The organism is Curtobacterium sp. ME-Dv--P-122a, from assembly GCF_030209645.1.
GTDB lineage: Bacteria > Actinomycetota > Actinomycetes > Actinomycetales > Microbacteriaceae > Curtobacterium > Curtobacterium flaccumfaciens.
Genome location: NZ_JARVRO010000014.1, coordinates 88,926 through 104,989, shown reverse-complemented (window position 1 = coordinate 104,989; position 16,064 = coordinate 88,926). Strand labels below are relative to the sequence as shown.

At 71.1% G+C, this 16,064-nt stretch carries 11 protein-coding genes and 1 tRNA gene; 3 read left to right on the top strand and 9 right to left on the bottom strand.

The window, feature by feature from the left end; genetic code table 11:
• Positions 1–14: 14 nt before the first annotated feature.
• From QRN49_RS15255 to QRN49_RS15245, 3 genes are all read right to left on the bottom strand, one after another.
• Positions 15–836: a CDP-alcohol phosphatidyltransferase family protein gene (locus QRN49_RS15255; RefSeq protein ID WP_110864465.1), complete on the bottom strand. Its 822-nt coding sequence runs from the start codon at positions 834–836 to the stop codon at positions 15–17.
• 4 nt (positions 837–840) lie between these two features.
• Positions 841–1,884: a glycosyltransferase family 2 protein gene (locus tag QRN49_RS15250; RefSeq protein WP_209049502.1), complete on the bottom strand. Its 1,044-nt coding sequence runs from the start codon at positions 1,882–1,884 to the stop codon at positions 841–843.
• A gap of 182 nt (positions 1,885–2,066) precedes the next feature.
• The gene (locus tag QRN49_RS15245) at positions 2,067–4,034 is read right to left on the bottom strand and encodes a trypsin-like peptidase domain-containing protein (protein ID WP_284756574.1); all 1,968 of its coding nucleotides are present in this window, start codon (positions 4,032–4,034) and stop codon (positions 2,067–2,069) included.
• 191 nt (positions 4,035–4,225) lie between these two features.
• Between QRN49_RS15245 and QRN49_RS15240 the strand changes: the two genes are divergently transcribed.
• Positions 4,226–5,434 carry an aminotransferase class I/II-fold pyridoxal phosphate-dependent enzyme gene (locus QRN49_RS15240; protein ID WP_259513433.1) on the top strand — a complete coding sequence of 403 codons (1,209 nt, stop codon included), beginning with the start codon at positions 4,226–4,228 and terminating at the stop codon, positions 5,432–5,434.
• Positions 5,435–5,466: 32 nt separating this feature from the next.
• On the opposite strand, the gene QRN49_RS15235 is transcribed toward QRN49_RS15240, so the two are convergent.
• From QRN49_RS15235 to QRN49_RS15220, 4 genes are all read right to left on the bottom strand, one after another.
• On the bottom strand, positions 5,467–6,306 hold the full coding sequence (locus QRN49_RS15235) for a carbon-nitrogen hydrolase family protein (protein ID WP_284756573.1): 840 nt from the start codon (positions 6,304–6,306) through the stop codon (positions 5,467–5,469).
• Positions 6,307–6,474: 168 nt separating this feature from the next.
• A tRNA-Met gene (locus tag QRN49_RS15230) sits at positions 6,475–6,551 on the bottom strand.
• A gap of 63 nt (positions 6,552–6,614) precedes the next feature.
• Positions 6,615–9,596 carry a UPF0182 family membrane protein gene (locus QRN49_RS15225; protein WP_284756572.1) on the bottom strand — a complete coding sequence of 994 codons (2,982 nt, stop codon included), beginning with the start codon at positions 9,594–9,596 and terminating at the stop codon, positions 6,615–6,617.
• Positions 9,597–9,761: 165 nt separating this feature from the next.
• Positions 9,762–10,871 carry a YlbL family protein gene (locus tag QRN49_RS15220; protein ID WP_111022636.1) on the bottom strand — a complete coding sequence of 370 codons (1,110 nt, stop codon included), beginning with the start codon at positions 10,869–10,871 and terminating at the stop codon, positions 9,762–9,764.
• Between the two features lie 152 nt (positions 10,872–11,023).
• Here QRN49_RS15220 and QRN49_RS15215 point away from each other — a divergent pair, with 152 nt between their 5' ends.
• Both QRN49_RS15215 and QRN49_RS15210 read left to right on the top strand, forming a co-directional pair.
• On the top strand, positions 11,024–12,442 hold the full coding sequence (locus tag QRN49_RS15215; protein ID WP_284756571.1) for a zinc-dependent metalloprotease: 1,419 nt from the start codon (positions 11,024–11,026) through the stop codon (positions 12,440–12,442).
• Positions 12,443–12,502: 60 nt separating this feature from the next.
• Positions 12,503–13,360: a TOMM precursor leader peptide-binding protein gene (locus tag QRN49_RS15210; protein WP_284756570.1), complete on the top strand. Its 858-nt coding sequence runs from the start codon at positions 12,503–12,505 to the stop codon at positions 13,358–13,360.
• On the opposite strand, the gene QRN49_RS15205 is transcribed toward QRN49_RS15210, so the two are convergent.
• The gene (locus QRN49_RS15205) at positions 13,251–15,017 is read right to left on the bottom strand and encodes an ATP-dependent helicase (RefSeq protein WP_284756569.1); all 1,767 of its coding nucleotides are present in this window, start codon (positions 15,015–15,017) and stop codon (positions 13,251–13,253) included. The two genes, QRN49_RS15210 and QRN49_RS15205, sit on opposite strands and share 110 nt — an antisense overlap.
• Entirely contained in the window at positions 15,014–15,949 is a 936-nt protein-coding gene (nudC, locus tag QRN49_RS15200) for an NAD(+) diphosphatase (RefSeq protein WP_284756568.1), read from the bottom strand. Before nudC ends, QRN49_RS15205 begins: the two co-directional genes overlap by 4 nt.
• Between the last annotated feature and the right edge of the window lie 115 nt (positions 15,950–16,064).

Below are 16,064 nucleotides of genomic sequence, written 5' to 3'. Positions count from 1 at the left end.
GGTCGTGTCCTCGGTCACGCCTTGACCCGCTTCGAGGCGATGATCGCCAGGAAGTGCCCGACCGTCGCGAGCACGGCGAGCGGCAACAGCGCACCGACCAGGATCCGGCTGGCGAGCGGGTCGCCGATCACCAGGGCGAGCAGGGCGAAGACGAACGCGAGCATGCTCAGCTCGACCGAGTGGTACAGGCGGTGGAACGGCAGGAACTTCGCCAGACGGCGGAGCGAGGCGAGCTTCCGACCGGACGGCGCGGTGGAGGCGTCCCGCCGGTCGACGAGCTTGTCGAGCCCGGCGTTCGCACGGGCCACGTGCACCATGTCGTTGAGGGCCTTGTTCAGCACGATGACCAGGCCGAGTGCGCAGCCGATCGTCGTCCACATCCAGTCGGCGTCGTGGATCGGCCAGGTGGCTGCCCGGATGCCGAGCGCGACCGGGATCAGCCCCTCGGTCGTGTAGTGCCCCACCTTGTCGAGGAACACCCCGGCGGGCGACTTGGTGCCGCGCCACCGGGCGACCTCGCCGTCCGAGCAGTCGACGAGCATCTGCAGCTGGCCGAGCACGAGCGCCAGCGCGGCGCCCCAGATGCCGGGGATGAGCAGGGCGGCGGCGACGCTCCAGCCCACCAGGATCATCAGGCCGGTGACCTGGTTCGCGCTGACACGGGTCTTCAGGAGCACCCAGGTCAGGTACGGCGAGACGTCGCGCAGGTACAGCGAGGCCGTCCAGTGCTCGGCGTTGGCGCGGGCTCGGACCTCGTCCGGCTGGGCGACGGCCCGGAGCTCGGCGATCGAGGTCGGCCGTGCGGATCCGCGGCCGGTCGTGGGCTGGTCGGTCATTCGGTCACCGTCCCGTGTGGGTGGTCAGCTCGGACGTGCGGGTCAGGAACCCGATGATGAACCCGAGCCCCCAGCCCACGTGGATGCAGGGCAGCACGACGAGCAGCCAGAGGAGCGTCGGCAGCCCGGAGCGACGCGCCACGGCGATCGACCCCAGGACGACGAAGAGCAGGTAGACGACGGGCACCACGAACCCGAGCAGCGCCCAGGCGAGCGCCGTGCCGAGCACGGCGCCGACGATGCCGACGAGCCCGGCGACGATGCCCAGCGCCATCGCCGCCACCATGGCCGGCGGCACGAAGTAGCGCAGGCCGTTGTTCGCCGGGAACCGACGGGCGAGCTCGCCGCGCCAGAGCCCGGTGGCGACGAACTGCCGCACCAGGCGCTTCAGGCTCGGCCGCGGGCGGTACGTGACGACGAGTTCGGGCGTGAACCAGACGGTCCCACCGGTCTGGCGCAGCCGCCGGTTGAGTTCCCAGTCCTGTCCGCGCTTGATGCCCTCGTCGAAGAGTCCGACGTCGAACAGCCGCTCGCGTCGGAACACGCCGAGGTAGGCGGTCTCGGCCGGGCCCGCGGTGCCGCCGACGTGGTGCGGCGTGCCACCGAGCCCGACACGGCTGCCGTAGGCCAGGGCGACGGCCCGCTCGAAGGGGGTCCGGCCCTCGGCGCGCATGATGCCGCCGACGTTGTCCGCACCGGACTCGAGGAGCGTGTGCACCGCGATGCGCGTGTAGTCGGTCGGCAGGACCGAGTGCGCGTCGACCCGGATGACGACCGGGTGCACGGACGCACGGATCGCCACGTTCAGCCCGGCGGGCGTCGACCCGACCGGGTTGTCGATCGCGCGGATCCGGGGGTCGGCAGCGCTCATCTCGGCGACGAGCTCGTTCGTGCCGTCGATCGACGGCCCGAGCGCGAGGATGACCTCGAACGGGCCCGTGTAGTCCTGGTCGAGCAGGCTGCCGACGGCGGCCCGGACCTCGGTGACCTCGTTGAGCACGGGCATCACGTACGAGACGCCCGGCAGGGGCTGTCCGTCTGACTGCATGCGTACCTCGGGGTGCTGGCTGGCGGCACGGGACGCACCGGGGCGGTGCCGCCCCGCAGAGCGACCATGAGCCTATCAAGAGGCCGAACCACCCAGCTGCGTCGGCGCCGGACGCGCCCCGTGACGGACTGGAGGCCCGGCGCACGTCGTGCCCCGGGCCTCCTGTCCGTCGTGTGGTGGCGTCAGCCCTTGCTGTCGAACGTTCCCAGCTTCACGTCGGCCTGGCGGGTCTGGCCGTCGCGGACGTAGCTGATCGTCGTCGAGGCGCCACCCGCGAAGAAGCGCACCTGCGCGGTCAGGTCGGTGGCGTCGGAGACCGACGCCGAGCCGATCTTCGTGACGACGTCGCCCTTCTGCAGACCGGCCTTCGCCGCGGCACCGCCGTTGGACACCGACTTGATGAGGGCACCGACCTGGGTGGCGCTGGCGTCCTCGGTGGCGTCGCCGACCGTTGCGCCGAGGAGACCGTGGGTCGCCGAGCCGTTGTCCTTGATCTCGTTCGCGACCCGCTTGACCAGGTTGGCCGGGATCGAGAAGCCGACGCCGATGCTGCCTGCGGCCGACTCCGACGACGACGAGCTGCCGGCCGAGGCGATCGCCACGTTGATGCCGATCAGTCGGCCCTTCGAGTCGAGCAGCGCACCGCCGGAGTTGCCCGGGTTGATCGATGCGTCGGTCTGGATGACCGGGAGCGACACGGTGGTGTTCGCGGACGAGCTGCTGCCGTTGTCCCCGTTGCCCCAGAAGTCGAAGGGACCCGAGCCGCCGTTGCCGCCCTCGTTCGAGTCGCCACCCTCGCTGGGGGCGCTCGAGGTGACCTGGATGCTGCGGTTCAGCGTCGAGACGATGCCGTCGGTGACGGTGTTCGACAGGCCCAGGGGCGCGCCGATCGCGACCGCCGTGTCGCCCACGTTGAGCTTGGACGAGTCCGCGAACTCCATCGGCTTGAGGTCGGTCGCGTCGATCTTGATGACCGCGAGGTCGACCGTCGGGTCGGTACCGATGAGCTTGCCCGCGTAGATCTTGCCGTTCGAGGTCGTGACGGTGATCCGGCCGTTCGAGCTGTCGCCGTCGAGGGTGACCACGTGGGTGTTCGTGACGATGTAGCCGTCCTTGCTCATCACCACGCCGGAACCGGTGCCGGCCTCGTTGCTCGCGGACACGTTGATGGTGACGACGGACGGGGTGGCCTGTGCCGCGACGGCGGTGACCACGGTGGCGGAGTCGTAGTCGTTGACGGTCAGGTTGCCGCCCTGCGACGAACCGGAGGACACCACGCTGCCACCGTCGTTGCCCGAGGAGACGGCCCAACCGGCACCGCCGCCCACCAGACCACCGGCGATGACCGCGGCGATGACCGGCAGGAGCAGCTTGCTGCGCCCCGAGCGGTCCTTGGTCGTCGTGGTCGCCGCGGCGCCCGAGGCGTCGTCGCTGAAGTAGTGACCGTTGCGCTGGTTCGCGCCGTCGACGTCACCGAAGCCGCTCGTGGCCGACTGCGGAGCCTGCGCGGACGCGTTCGCGTACTCGGAGGACGAACTCGGAGCGGCCGAGGACGTCGGCTGGGCGTACTCGCCGTAGCGGGGCCGTTCGCCGCCCGGCTGGCCGTACTGGGACTGCTGGCCGTAGGGGTTCTGGGGCTGCTGGCCGTACTGGCTCTGCTGGCCGTAGGGGTTCTGGGGCTGCTGGCCGTACTGGCTCTGCTGGCCGTACGGGTTCTGGGCCTGCGGGGGCTGCTGTCCGTACGGGTTCTGGCTCTGCTGGGACTGCTGGCCGTACGGGTTCTGGCTCTGCTGCGACTGCTGTCCGTACGGGTTCTGGCTCTGCTGCGACTGCTGGCCGTACGGCGACGTCTGCTGGCCGTAGCCGCCCTGCTGCGCACCCGAGGAGTCGCCCGAGACCGCGGGGTACGGCGCGGTGTAACGGTCGGTCGCGTGGTCCGTCGACGACGGGATCACATCCGTGTGGTCCGGGGTCGTCTCGTCGTTCTCGTTCTGGTTCGGGCGAGGGGTCTCGTCCGGCTGGTCGGAGTCGTTCGGCATCGACGTGTTCCCTCTCGTGGCCGCTGCTGCGGCGTCCTCACTGGCGGCAGGCGGAGCCGCATCGTCCGGACGGCGGTCGTCGCCCTGCCCGCTGGGCGTGGTGTCGGTCATGCTGGACGTGCTCCTTTCAAGCTCGTGCAGTCTGTCGCAAGCACCTGAGCGGTCCTTCTGGCGAGGCTGCGAGCCACCCCTGGCGATCTTATGCGTGCGCTGTACACGGTGGCCCGGTCTGCCGCGGGACGGACAGCTAGGTTGGGGTCCGTTCAGCGCGACACGTCGTCGCCCGCACGGGAGGGAACCACATGCGCCAGGCAGGACCGTGGCTGCGAGCCGCCGACGGAGCGATGCTGCTCGGACCGGACGGGGTCCCCGCACCGACGGTGTTCGCCGAGATGAGCGCCCTCGCCGCCAGCACCGGCGCGGTCAACCTGGGGCAGGGGTTCCCCGACGAGGACGGACCGGCCGAGGTGCTCGAGGCCGCGGTGCAGGCGATCCGGGACGGCGTGAACCAGTACCCGCCGGGCCGGGGCACCCCCGACCTGCGGACGGCGATCGCCGAGCACCAGCAGCGGTGGTACGGGCTCGAGGTGGACCCCGACCGCGAGGTCCTCGTCACCGCCGGCGCCACCGAGGGGCTGGCCGCGACGATCCTCGCGCTGGTCGAACCCGGTGACGAGGTGATCACCTTCGAGCCGTTCTACGACGCCTACGGAGCGCTCATCCGGCTGGCCGGCGGCGTGCACGTCACGGTCCCGCTCACCGCGCCCGACTTCCTGCCCGACGAGCGCACGCTCCGCACGGCCTTCACCGACCGCACCCGCGCCGTGCTCGTGAACACCCCGCACAACCCGACCGGCCGGGTCCTGCCCACCGAGGTGCTGCAGACGATCGTCGACCTGGCCACCGAGCGCGACGCGGTGATCATCACGGACGAGGTCTACGAGCACCTGACGTTCGACGTCCCACACACGCCCATCGCGACCCTGCCGGGCGCCGCCGAGCGGACGGTGTCGGTCTCGAGCGCCGGCAAGACCTTCAACACGACCGGGTGGAAGGTCGGCTGGCTCACCGCGCCCCCGGCACTCGTCGACGCGATCACGACGGTGAAGCAGTACCTGACCTTCGTGAACGGCGCGCCCTTCCAACCGGCCGTCGCCGTGGGACTCCGCCTGCCCGACGCGGTCTTCACCGGCATCGCCGCCGACCTGCGCGCGAAGCACGAACTGCTCGCCGACGGACTGACGGCGGCGGGCTTCGACGTGATGCGACCCGACGGCGGGTACTTCGTGCTCGCCGACGCCGCGCCGCTCGGGTACGACGACGCCCGTGCCTTCTGCCTCGAACTGCCCGCGTTGGCCGGAGTCGCGGGCGTGCCGGTCTCGGCGTTCGTCCGCCCGGACCGGGTCTCCGGCTACCGGTCCCTGGTGCGCTTCGCGTTCTGCAAGCGCCGGAGTGTCCTCGAGGACGCCGCCGCACGCCTGGCGACCCTCGGAGCGCGCCCCGGCGCCTGAGACGCGACCGCGTCGGGGACGCGACCGACGCGTCAGGGCTGCCCCGGGCCTCCAGGCAGGGTGCGCAGTGCGACATCGTAGCGCCGCAGCGACAGCGACGGGTTCACCCGTCGGACGGCGTCGGTGACGGTGGTGTCGATCGTGGCAGTGAGCGTGGTCGGCGAAGCGCCGGCCGAAACGACCGCGACGCCCGACGGGTCGAGGACGACCGAGCCGCCGATCCCGATCGGCGGCGTCTGCCCGACCCCGACGACCCAGACGGTGTTCTCGATCGCGCGGGCGGTGAGGAGCGTGTGCCAGTGGTGCTCCTTGCCGGGGCCGCGCACCCACTCCGCCGGGAGGACGACGACGTCGGCCGCTCCGGTCTCGGGAGCGGCGAGCCGTCGCGTGACCTCGGGGAAGCGCAGGTCGTAACAGGTCTCGAGCCCGACACGGACTCCACCGAGGTCGAAGACCGGCAGCTGCTCCGGGTCGCCGGACTCGATGCGGTCCGACTCCCGCGAGCCGAAGGCGTCGTAGAGGTGGACCTTCCGGTACGTCGCCGCCAGGTCGCCCGACGGGAGCACCGCGACCAGGGTGTTCCGGAAGCGCTCCGGCGTGTCTGCCGACTCGGCGACCCCGACGACCAGGGCGATGCCCGTTTCGCGGGCGATGTCGCGGAGGCCGGAGACGAACGGACCGTCCAGGGGCTGCGCGGCCGCCACGAACCGATCGTCGATGTCGGCGGTGAAGTACGAGGTGTACTCCGGCGTGACGAGGAGGTCCGCGCCACGGGCCGCCGCGTCGACCGCGGAGGTACGCACGGTGGCGAGATTGGCGGCGGGGTCGTCCACGGGGGCGAACTGCGCCGCCGCGATCGTGAGGGTGGCCATGGGGCGAGCGTACCCGGGGGTCTGTGGCGGGCGGGCCTGCGGCTGGGCGTCCTGCGCCGGGGGTCTCGCGTCTCGCGTCTCGCGTCTCGTGTCTCGTGTCTGGGCGTCTCGCGGTGGGGACACGAAGAAGGCCCCGGTCCTGTTGGACCGGGGCCTTCATGTGACGCTTGGTTGCGGGGGCAGGATTTGAACCTACGACCTCTGGGTTATGAGCCCAGCGAGCTACCGAACTGCTCCACCCCGCGGCACGTTTAGAAGCCTACACGGGGCCGTGGCGGGACACAAATCGAGTGCCCCGCCACGGTGTGTCAGTTGCCGTTCTCGGCTGCCGTGGCGGCCTCGATCGCGTCCTGGAGGCGCTGGTCGGCTTCCGCCGCGGCGACCAGGTCGTTGTCGGCGTAGGCCTCCTGGCGGTCCTGCAGGGCAGCCTTGGCGTCAGCCAGGGCCTCCTGCAGGGCGTCGTTGTCGGTCGAGCCGGAACCCGTCGAGCCGGTCGAGCCCGAGCCCGAGGAACCCGTGTCGGAACCGGACCCCGTGTCGGAGCCGGAACCGCTGTCGGAACCGGAACCGCTGCCGGAACCGCTGCCGCTCGCGCCGGAGTCGCCCGCCGCGGCACCGGAGTCGCCGCCGAACAGCGAGTTCAGGGCTTCGTCGAGGGTGTCCTCGAACGCGATCTTGTCGCCGAAGGCCACGAGGACCTTCTGCAGCAGCGGGTAGGACCCACTCGAGGTCGACTGGACGTAGACGGGCTGCACGTAGAGGAACCCACCGCCGACCGGGAGCGTGAGCAGGTTGCCCTGCTTCACGGTCGAGTTGCCCCGCTTCAGGATGTTGAGCTCCTGCGACACGGTCGAGTCACCGTTGAAGAGGCTCTGCACCTGCCCGGGGCCGGGGATGTTGTCGGTCTTCGGCATCGTCAACAGCGTGAGTTTGCCGTAGCCCGACGCCTTCTCGCCCTTGCCGGCACCACCCGCGTCGGAGTTCACCGCCAGGTAGCCGGTCAGCACGTTGCGGTTGTTCGCTCCGGCCGACTGCTGCGGGATGTAGGTCGTGTACAGCGAGTAGGCGGTCCCCTGCCCCGGCACCTTCATCGTCAGGTAGTACGGGTCCTGCAGGTTCGCCCTGTTGGCGGTCGTCGTCGTCTGCGCGCCGAGCGCGTTCGTCGACGTCGCCGCGGTGTCGGCGTCACTGTCCGACGTCGCCGTGCTGGTCGGTTCCTGCGGGGTGTTCCACGCGTCGTCACCCGAGTAGAACGAGTTGGCGTTGGTCACGTGGTACGTGCCGAGGATCGAGCGCTGCACCTTGAACAGGTCCGTCGGGTACCGCACGTGGTCGAGGAGCTCGGCGCTCATGCTCGACACCGGCTTCATCGACGTCGGGAAGATCTTCTGCCACGTCTTCAGGACCGGGTCCTTCGTGTCCCACGTGTACAGCGTCACCTTGCCCGTGTAGGCGTCGACCGTGGCCTTCACCGAGTTCCGGATGTAGTTCACCTGGTCGGTGCGGTACGTCGAGGACTCGGCGCCTGCGATGCTGTCCGACAGGCTCTGGCTCTGCGAGTACGGGTACGCGTCGCTCGTGGTGTAGCCGTCCACCACCCACTGGATGCGGTGGTCGACGATCGCCGGGTAGGCGTCGCTGTCGACGGTCAGGTACGGCGCCGCCTTCTGCACGCGGGTGATCGGGTCGCGGTCGTAGAGGATCTGCGAGTCCTTGTTCACCGCGTTCGAGAGCAGGATCTGCTCCGACTGGAACTTCGCGGCGTAGACGAGCCGGTTGAAGAAGTTGCCGAGGCTCGGACCGCCGTCGCCGGCGTAGGTGGTGGTCGCGTTGCCGCCGTTGTCGTCGTCCGAACCGGACGGGTAGTCGAGCTCCACGTCCTTCGTGCCCTTCGGCGCACCCACGATCGAGTAGGGCGGCGAGGTCTCACCGAAGTACACGCGCTGCTGGAAGTCGCCCAGTGCACCGTTCGACGGGATGCCGGACTCCAGGAACACCGGCTTGCCGTCGCTCGCGCGCTGGTTGCCGTAGGCCGCGGTGACGCCGTAGCCGTGGGTGTAGACGAACGCCCGGTTGTACTGGGTGTTCGCAGCCGAGCTGAGCCCGGCGAGGTCGATGTCGCGGACCGCGATGACGGTGTCCTCGGTCTCGCCCTTGACGTCGTAGCGGTCGACGTCCAGCTCCTTCGGGAACTGGTAGTACTGCCGGTACTGCTGCAGCTGGCTGAACGTGTCGGAGACGATCTTCGGGTCGATGAGGCGGATGTTCGCCGTCGTCTGCGCGTCCTTCGCGAGCGCACCCGAGCTCGTCTCGGTCGTGGCGTCGTAGTTCTGTTCCTCGACGCCGGCGACACCGTAGGCGTCTCGCGTGGCCTTGATGTTCCGCTCGATGTAGGCGGACTCGAAGGTTCGCTCCGAGGGCTTCACCTGCAGACGCTGGACGACCCACGGGTAGATGCCGCCGACGACGATCGCGGCGACGAGCAGCAGGCCCGTGCCGACGATCGAGATGCGCCAGCGGCCGATGACCGCCGTGACGATGAAGAGCAGCGCGACGATCGCCGCGATGCCCGCCATGATCTCCCGGCCGGGGATGACCGCGTTGACGTCGGTGTACTGGGCACCGGTGATGAGGGAGTTCGACTTCGTCAGGGCCGCGTACTGGTCGAGCCAGAGGCTGACGGCCTGCAGCGCAATGTAGAGCGCCGCCGTGACCGCGAGCTGGATGCGTGCGGCACGGGAGATCCGGACCTCACGACCACCGAAGCGGAGCGCACCGTAGAGGTAGCTCGCAGCGAGCGCGGCGAGGCCGGCGATGAGGACGACGGCCGACGAGTATGCCACGATCGAGCGCCAGAACGGCAGCTCGAACACGTAGAACCCGATGTCCAGTCCGAACTGCGGGTCGCTCTTGCCGAACGGCGTGCGGTTGAAGTACTCGAGGACCATGCTCCAGCGGCCCGCGGTCGAGAGCCCGGCGAAGATGCCGAGGACCACGGGGATGCCGATCATCACGGCGCGCCGCAGCGGCTCGATGACCTGCTGGTAGCGGTCGAGCTGCGAGTTGAGCTTCGCGTAGACCGGCCGGAACCGGAACGCGAGCGCGATGCTCACGAAGACCGGGACCGCCATGCCGAGGAAGCCCGCCAGGAACATCAGGGTCCCGGCGATCCACCGGGTGGTGAGGACCTGCTGGAACCCGAGCTGCGCGAACCACGCGTAGTCGGTGTACAGGCTGGCGAAGATGAAGAAGGCGATCACCAGTGCGGCCAGCACGATGATCGTGACCACGATGGGGACCCGCGGCGAACGCCGCCCCGAGGTGGACGAGGTTGTCGTCACTTGATGTGCTCCAGACGTGTCGGACCGGCGGGCCCGGCTCGCGGCGGGCCGTCAGTGACACTGATCCTATGGGACCGGACCGAGCGTGAACCTGTACGGGGGCTCAGGACCGGGTCAGGACCCGCAGCGGGCGAGCTTCGCGGTGCTCCCGCCGTCAGCGATCGTCTGCAGGTCGGTGACGGCCTGGTCGAGCGTGGAGACGCTGTAGACGTCGAGCCCGTCCGGCACGTGCCCGACGACCTCGTCGCAGTTGTCCGCGGGGGCGAGGAACACCGTGGCGCCCGCGTCCGCGGCACCGTAGAGCTTCTGCCGGATCCCGCCGATGGGCCCGACCTCGCCGTCCGCCGTGATCGTGCCGGTGCCCGCGACGTGCTTGCCGCCGTTGAGCTTGCCCGGCGTGATCTCGTCGATGATCCCGAGCGCGAACATCATGCCGGCGGACGGACCGCCGACGTCCTGCAGGCGGATCGACACCTTGAAGGGGAACTCGTAGCGCTCGGTGACGCCGACCCCGAGCAGCGCCGTGCCCTGCTCACTGCGGGGCGTCACCCGGACGTCCTTCGTCGCGCCGTCCCGTTCGACGGTGACGGTCGCTGGGCTCGAGGTACCGTGCTGCGCGACGGCTTCACGCAGGCTCACCGCGTCGGCGTTGGTCGTGAGCGACTTGCCGTCGAACGCCGTGATGACGTCACCCTTCTCGATCGCGCCGTCGGCCGCTGAGCCCTCCTGCACGGCGCTGACCTCGAGTTCCGTGGGCAGGTCGTTCCCCTGCTGGATGAGCGCGGCGGCGACGGCTGACTGTTGCGACGCCTGCATGTCGGCGGAGTCCCGCTCGTTCACCTGCTCGGTCGTGGTGCCGCTCGGGTAGATCGCCTCGACCGGGATCACCGCCTGCGACCTGGTGAAGATCGCGCGGATCACACTGGTCCACGACGGGCGGTTCGTGGCATCGCCCTGGATGCCGACGGTGAGCATGTCGAGGGCGCCGGCCGTCGGGTACGTCTCGTGGCCGGACACCTGGATGAGCTTGACGTCCTTCGCGTCCTTGCCCGTCCCCTGCTCCTGCGTGCCGATCGTGTTGTAGACCGGCCCGGGGACCTCGATGAGGTACGGGCTGGGCAGCAGGCTCGCCAGCAGCCCCAGCACGACCGCGCCGATCAGGAACGCCCACCCGACGGTCCGGGCACGCGAGCGACGACGGGGCGCGGGGGCGAAGAGGGTCACGCGGGGTCCTTCCGAGGTGGGCACCCGCGCCTGGCGGCAGGGTGGTCGCCCACGTCTCGCGACGGGGCTGTTCGCCCTGGGCGCAGCGCTTCGGGCGTTCCCACGGGGGCATCCCAGGTGCGGCCCCGTGAGCAGCGATTAGCGTAGTCGGCATGCCTGATGAACCACAGCCGGGGCCGGACGACGACTTCCAGGAGATGCTGCGCAAGCTGCTCTCGGGCGAGGGGCAGATCGACCCGTCGCAGCTCGCCGGTGCCGCCGGTCTGCCGAACGACCCGGCCTCCGTGGCGAACCTGATGAGCCAGCTCCAGCGTGCCGCGCAGTCCGGCGGTGACGGCATCGACTTCTCGGCCACCGCCGAACGCGCCACCGCGATCGCTCGGGACGGCGGCCACCCCGTCGACCCGGCCACCTCGCAGGCGGCCGACCAGGCCTTCCAGGTCGCTGCACTGTGGCTCGACGAGGTCACGACGGTCGCCGAGCTGACCGCGACCCCGAGCCTCTACACGCGTGAGCAGTGGGCCAAGGCGACCGTCCCGGTGTGGACGCAGATCGCCGAGCCGGTGGCCTTCAGCATCGCCGATGCCCTGACCGAGGCGATCGACCAGCGTGCTCCCGAGCAGCTCAAGGCGATGCTCGGTGACGTCTCGAAGGCGATGCGCGGCATCGGCGGGGCACTGTTCGCGATCCAGCTCGGCCAGGTCGTCGGGCAGCTGTCGAAGGAGGTCGTGTCCGGCGGTGACGTCGGCGTGCCGCTCCTCGACGAGCAGGTCGCGGCACTCCTGCCCCAGAACGTCGCCGAGTTCGCCGAGGGCCTCGACGTCTCCGAGGACGAGGTCCGCATCTACCTCGCGGTCCGCGAACTCGCCCACGCCCGGCTCTTCCGGTCGGCACGGTGGCTCCGGCTGCACATCATCTCGTCCATCACGGAATACGCGCGGGGCATCCACATCCCCTTCGACCGCGTCGAGGAGCTCGCGGCCGACATCGACCCGACCAACCAGGAACAGCTGCGCGACGCACTCGCCTCGGGCGCCCTCATCCCGCCGCGGACCGCCGAGCAGGACGCCGCGCTCGCCCGGCTCGAGACGATGCTCGCCCTCGTCGAGGGCTGGGTGGACACGGTCACCGCCGCGGCCACCGTCCGTCTCCCCAAGGCCGGAGCGATCGCCGAGATGGTGCGCCGTCGCCGCGCGGCCGGCGGCCCGGCCGAGTCGGCGTTCGCCACACTCGTCGGCCTCGAGCTGCGACCGCGTCGCCTGCGTGAGGCCGCGGCGATGTGGCAGCGGGTGACCGACGAGCTCGGCGCCGAACAGCGTGACGCCCTCTGGTCGCACTTCGACCTGGTGCCGACCTCGGACGACGTCGACGCCCCCGATGCCCTCATCGCACGGCTGCGGAACCCCTCCCAGACCGACGAGGACGACGCGTTCGACAAGGCCCTCGAGGACCTGCTGAACGACTCGACCGGTGCGCGTCCGCACGAGGACGAGTCCGGCCGCGTGGCCGACGACACCGAGGGCGGAGCGGGCGACGAGCCCGGGAACGACACGGGCGACCAGCCCCGCTGAGTTCTCCACAGATCCCTCTTGTGACCCCACGCGTGCCGCACACTCCGGCAGCGTGGGGTCATGGGCATCCGCATCGATCCGACGCTCGAGTTCGTCTGGCGCGACCCCGCCACGGTCCAGCTCGGGGTCGATCCTCCACGCGCCGTCGTCGCGGTGCCCACCACGGGGGAAGAACGGTTCCTCAACGGTCTGCGACGCGAGACCGGCCACGACGTGCTGGCAGGCCTGGCGGTCGCGTCGGGGTGCTCGCCGGAACGTGCTGCGGGTGTGCTCGGTGCCGCGTCGCCCGCGGTGGTCGAGGTCCTGCCCGAGCCGCTCGAACGCATCGAGGTGCACGGCGCCGGTGTCCTCGCCGACACCGTGGCGACGTTCCTGTCCGGCGAGGGCGTGACGGTCAGCCGCACCAGCGCGCCCCCCGGGGGCCCGATCGTGCTGCCCGAGCCCGAACCGCGCCGCGCCGTGGTGGTGGCCGACCACGTCGTCGACCCGGCGCTCCGCGCCGCGTGGACCCGCCGGGGCGTGCCGCACCTGGCGGTCGTCGTCGGCGACGGACGCGTCCGTCTCGGGCCGTTCGTCGTGCCGGGAGCCGGGCCGTGCCTCCAGTGCGCTGAGTACGCACGCGTCGACGACGACCCGGCCTGGCCGGCCATCGCGGCCCAGGTGTGGGGCCGGCACCCGGCACCGCTGTCACCGTGGCGGTCGGCGGCGGTGGCCGCCGCCACGACGCGGATGCTGCTGGAACGGCTCCCGCTCCGGACGCAGCGAGCCGAGCCCGACCAGCTCGTCTTCGAGCGCGACGACCTGTCGGTCAGCCGTTCGCCGGTCCGGCCCCATCCGCGGTGCGCGTGCCGAGCGCTGCCAGGAACCGACTCGGAGCCCGGGCTCCCCCACGCGTGGAGCCCTGTTGCGACCACGTGATCGTGACGGAACGGCGGGCGCGCGTCAGCCCGACGTAGAACAGGCGTCGTTCCTCGTCCACCTCGGTGTCGGTCGACGCGTGCGAGATCGGCAGGAGCCCCTCGGCGGCGCCGGCGATGACCACGTGCGGCCACTCCAGGCCCTTCGACGAGTGCAGCGTCGCGAGCGTGACGGCGTCGACCTCGGGCTCGTGGTGCGTCGCCGCACGGTCCACCAGGTCCTGGGTGAACTGCTGCATCGTCGTGCCGGCGGGGGCGTCCTCGGCCAGGCCCATGATCGCCTGCAGCGCTTCCCACTGCTCGCGGACTGCGCCGGTGCCCTCCGGCGGCGTCTCCGTCCAGCCGCTGACCTGCAGTACCAGCCGGACACGTCGGGTCAGCTCGTCGTCGGTCTGCCGGATCGCCTCGCCGCGCATGTGGTGGACGGCGAGCTTGACCTCCGGGCGGTTGAAGAACCGGGTCCCGCCCTGCACGCGGTACGGGATGCCGTTCCGGCCGAGCGCGGACTCGAGCGCAGCGGACTGCGCTCCGACGCGGAAGAGCACGGCGCAGTCCCCGTAGGACGCTCCGGCTCCGACGAGCTCGGCGATGCGCCGGGCGATGGTCTGTGCCTCGTCACCGTCGTGGACGCAGGCCAGCACGACCGGGTCCGGGCCCGGTTCCTGGCTCTGGGCCACCAGGTCGAGTGCCCCGGGCTGCCCGCGCATCAGCGTGTTGGCCGCGGACACGACCTCGCGGGTGGAGCGGTAGTTCCGCTCGAGACGCAGGACCGACCCGCGCGGGAACTCCGAGCCGAACCCGAGCAGGTAGTCGCTCGAGGCGCCGGCGAACGAGTAGATGGTCTGACTGGCGTCGCCGACGACGCACAGGTCGTCACGGCCACCCAGCCAGGCCCGCAGCAGGTCGTGCTGCACCGGCGAGACGTCCTGGTACTCGTCGACGACGAAGAACCGGTACTGCTGCCGCACGTACGACGCCACGCGGGGCTCGGACTCGACCATGCCGAGGGTCGCCAGCAGGACGTCCTCGAAGTCCAGCTGCCGCCGGTCGTCCTTCAGCCGCTCGTACGCCTTCATCAGGTCGATGACTCGGCGCGGCGTGGTGTCGCGCGGCATCACCCGGTCGGCGGCGGCAGCCTCGTACTCGTCGAGCGAGAGCATCTGCACCTTGCGCCACTCGACCTCGGCGGCCAGGTCGCGGAGCACCGGGGTGTCGACGTTCATGCCGACCGTGTCCGCGGCGTGGGCGATCATCCGCCCCTTGGACTCGACGATCTTCGGGGCGTGCCCGCCGACGGTGTCCGGCCAGAAGTAGCTGAGCTGCGCCATCGCGGCGGCGTGGAAGGTGCGCGCCTGGACCGTCCCGGCACCGAGCGCGCGCAGGCGCGACCGCAGTTCGCCGGCGGCACGGGTCGTGAAGGTCAGCGCGAGGACGTGGTTCGGCGCGTAGGTCCCGGTGGCGACGCCGTAGGCGATCCGGTGCGTGATCGCGCGGGTCTTGCCCGTCCCGGCACCGGCGAGCACGGCGACCGGACCGAGCAGGGTGCGGGCGACCGTCCGCTGCTCGGCGTCGAGCGCGGCGAGCAGTTCGTCGGGCGAGGGCGGCCGGGGTTCGACTGCCCCGGCGCCCCTTGCACCGTGCGGACCGGTGACGCTCACGGCAGGTCCAGCGGCCCGCCGTACCACTCCTCGATGATGGCGCGGGCGATCGAGGTGCGTCCCGGCAGCAGCAGGGTGTCGCCGGCGCGCTCGCGGATCTCGTCGCGCGAGAACCACCGGACGTCCAGGATCTCCACGCCGTCGGGTCGGGCGGTCGTGGGGTCACCGCCGGCTGCGCGGGCACGGAAGCCCACCATCAGCGACGCCGGGAACGGCCACGGCTGCGAGCCGAGGTACTCGGGCTCCTCGACACGGACGCCGGACTCTTCCCAGACCTCGCGGCGGACGGCGTCCTCGAGCGACTCCCCCGGCTCGACGAACCCGGCCAGCAGCGAGTACCGGTCGGCGTCCCACGCGGCGTTGGAACCGAGCAGGATCCGGTCGTCGGCGTCGACGACCCCGACGATGATCGCCGCGTCCGTGCGCGGGAAGAGGTCGTGCCCCTCGGGGTCGCGGCGGACCCATCCGCCGCTCACGACGGCAGTGGGTGAGCCGGTTCGCGGCGAGAAGCCGTGCACGGCGTGCCAGTTGGCCATCGCGACGGCTTCGACCGCCAGGCCCTGGTCGCGCGGCGAGAGCTCGGTGGCGAACATCCGGAGGCTCTGCCAGGCGTCGTTGTCGGGTTCGATGGCGGTGGCTGTCGCGCTGTCGATCAGGGCGGCGACGAAGCGCGTACCCGCCGGGGCATCGGCGGCGTCCGACACCGCACGGCCGAGGTACAGGGTCACGGTGTCGACCGGGATCTCCGCCGCGGTCACGAAGCGCAGGGTGCCGTCGGCGTTCCGGAGCATCTCGGCACCACGCACCGGCAGGTACCGGGTGTGCTCGTCCTCGCGCAGGACGCGCTCGACGTCGTCGGTCGTGCGGAACTCGGCGTCGCGGTCGAGTTCGTTGCGGGAGAGCGGGAGCCGGGCGGCGAACTCGACGGTCACGGCGGGAGAGCTCCTCGGATCGGGTGCGGACGTGCAGGAGACGTGCGGTGGGCGTGCGGGCCGCCGAACAGCGTGGCGTGCAGCCGTGCACGCGTCACGCGCCTACCCTGAGGGG

Excerpts from the sequence above, each read along its gene's own strand:
- QRN49_RS15240 (WP_259513433.1), top strand. The coding sequence starts at position 4,226 with ATGCGCCAGGCAGGACCGTGGCTGCGAGCCGCCGACGGAGCGATGCTG.
- QRN49_RS15215 (WP_284756571.1), top strand. The coding sequence starts at position 11,024 with ATGCCTGATGAACCACAGCCGGGGCCGGACGACGACTTCCAGGAGATG.
- QRN49_RS15255 (WP_110864465.1), bottom strand. The coding sequence starts at position 836 with ATGACCGACCAGCCCACGACCGGCCGCGGATCCGCACGGCCGACCTCG.
- QRN49_RS15235 (WP_284756573.1), bottom strand. The coding sequence starts at position 6,306 with ATGGCCACCCTCACGATCGCGGCGGCGCAGTTCGCCCCCGTGGACGAC.
- QRN49_RS15245 (WP_284756574.1), bottom strand. The coding sequence starts at position 4,034 with ATGACCGACACCACGCCCAGCGGGCAGGGCGACGACCGCCGTCCGGAC.
- QRN49_RS15250 (WP_209049502.1), bottom strand. The coding sequence starts at position 1,884 with ATGCAGTCAGACGGACAGCCCCTGCCGGGCGTCTCGTACGTGATGCCC.
- QRN49_RS15210 (WP_284756570.1), top strand. The coding sequence starts at position 12,503 with ATGGGCATCCGCATCGATCCGACGCTCGAGTTCGTCTGGCGCGACCCC.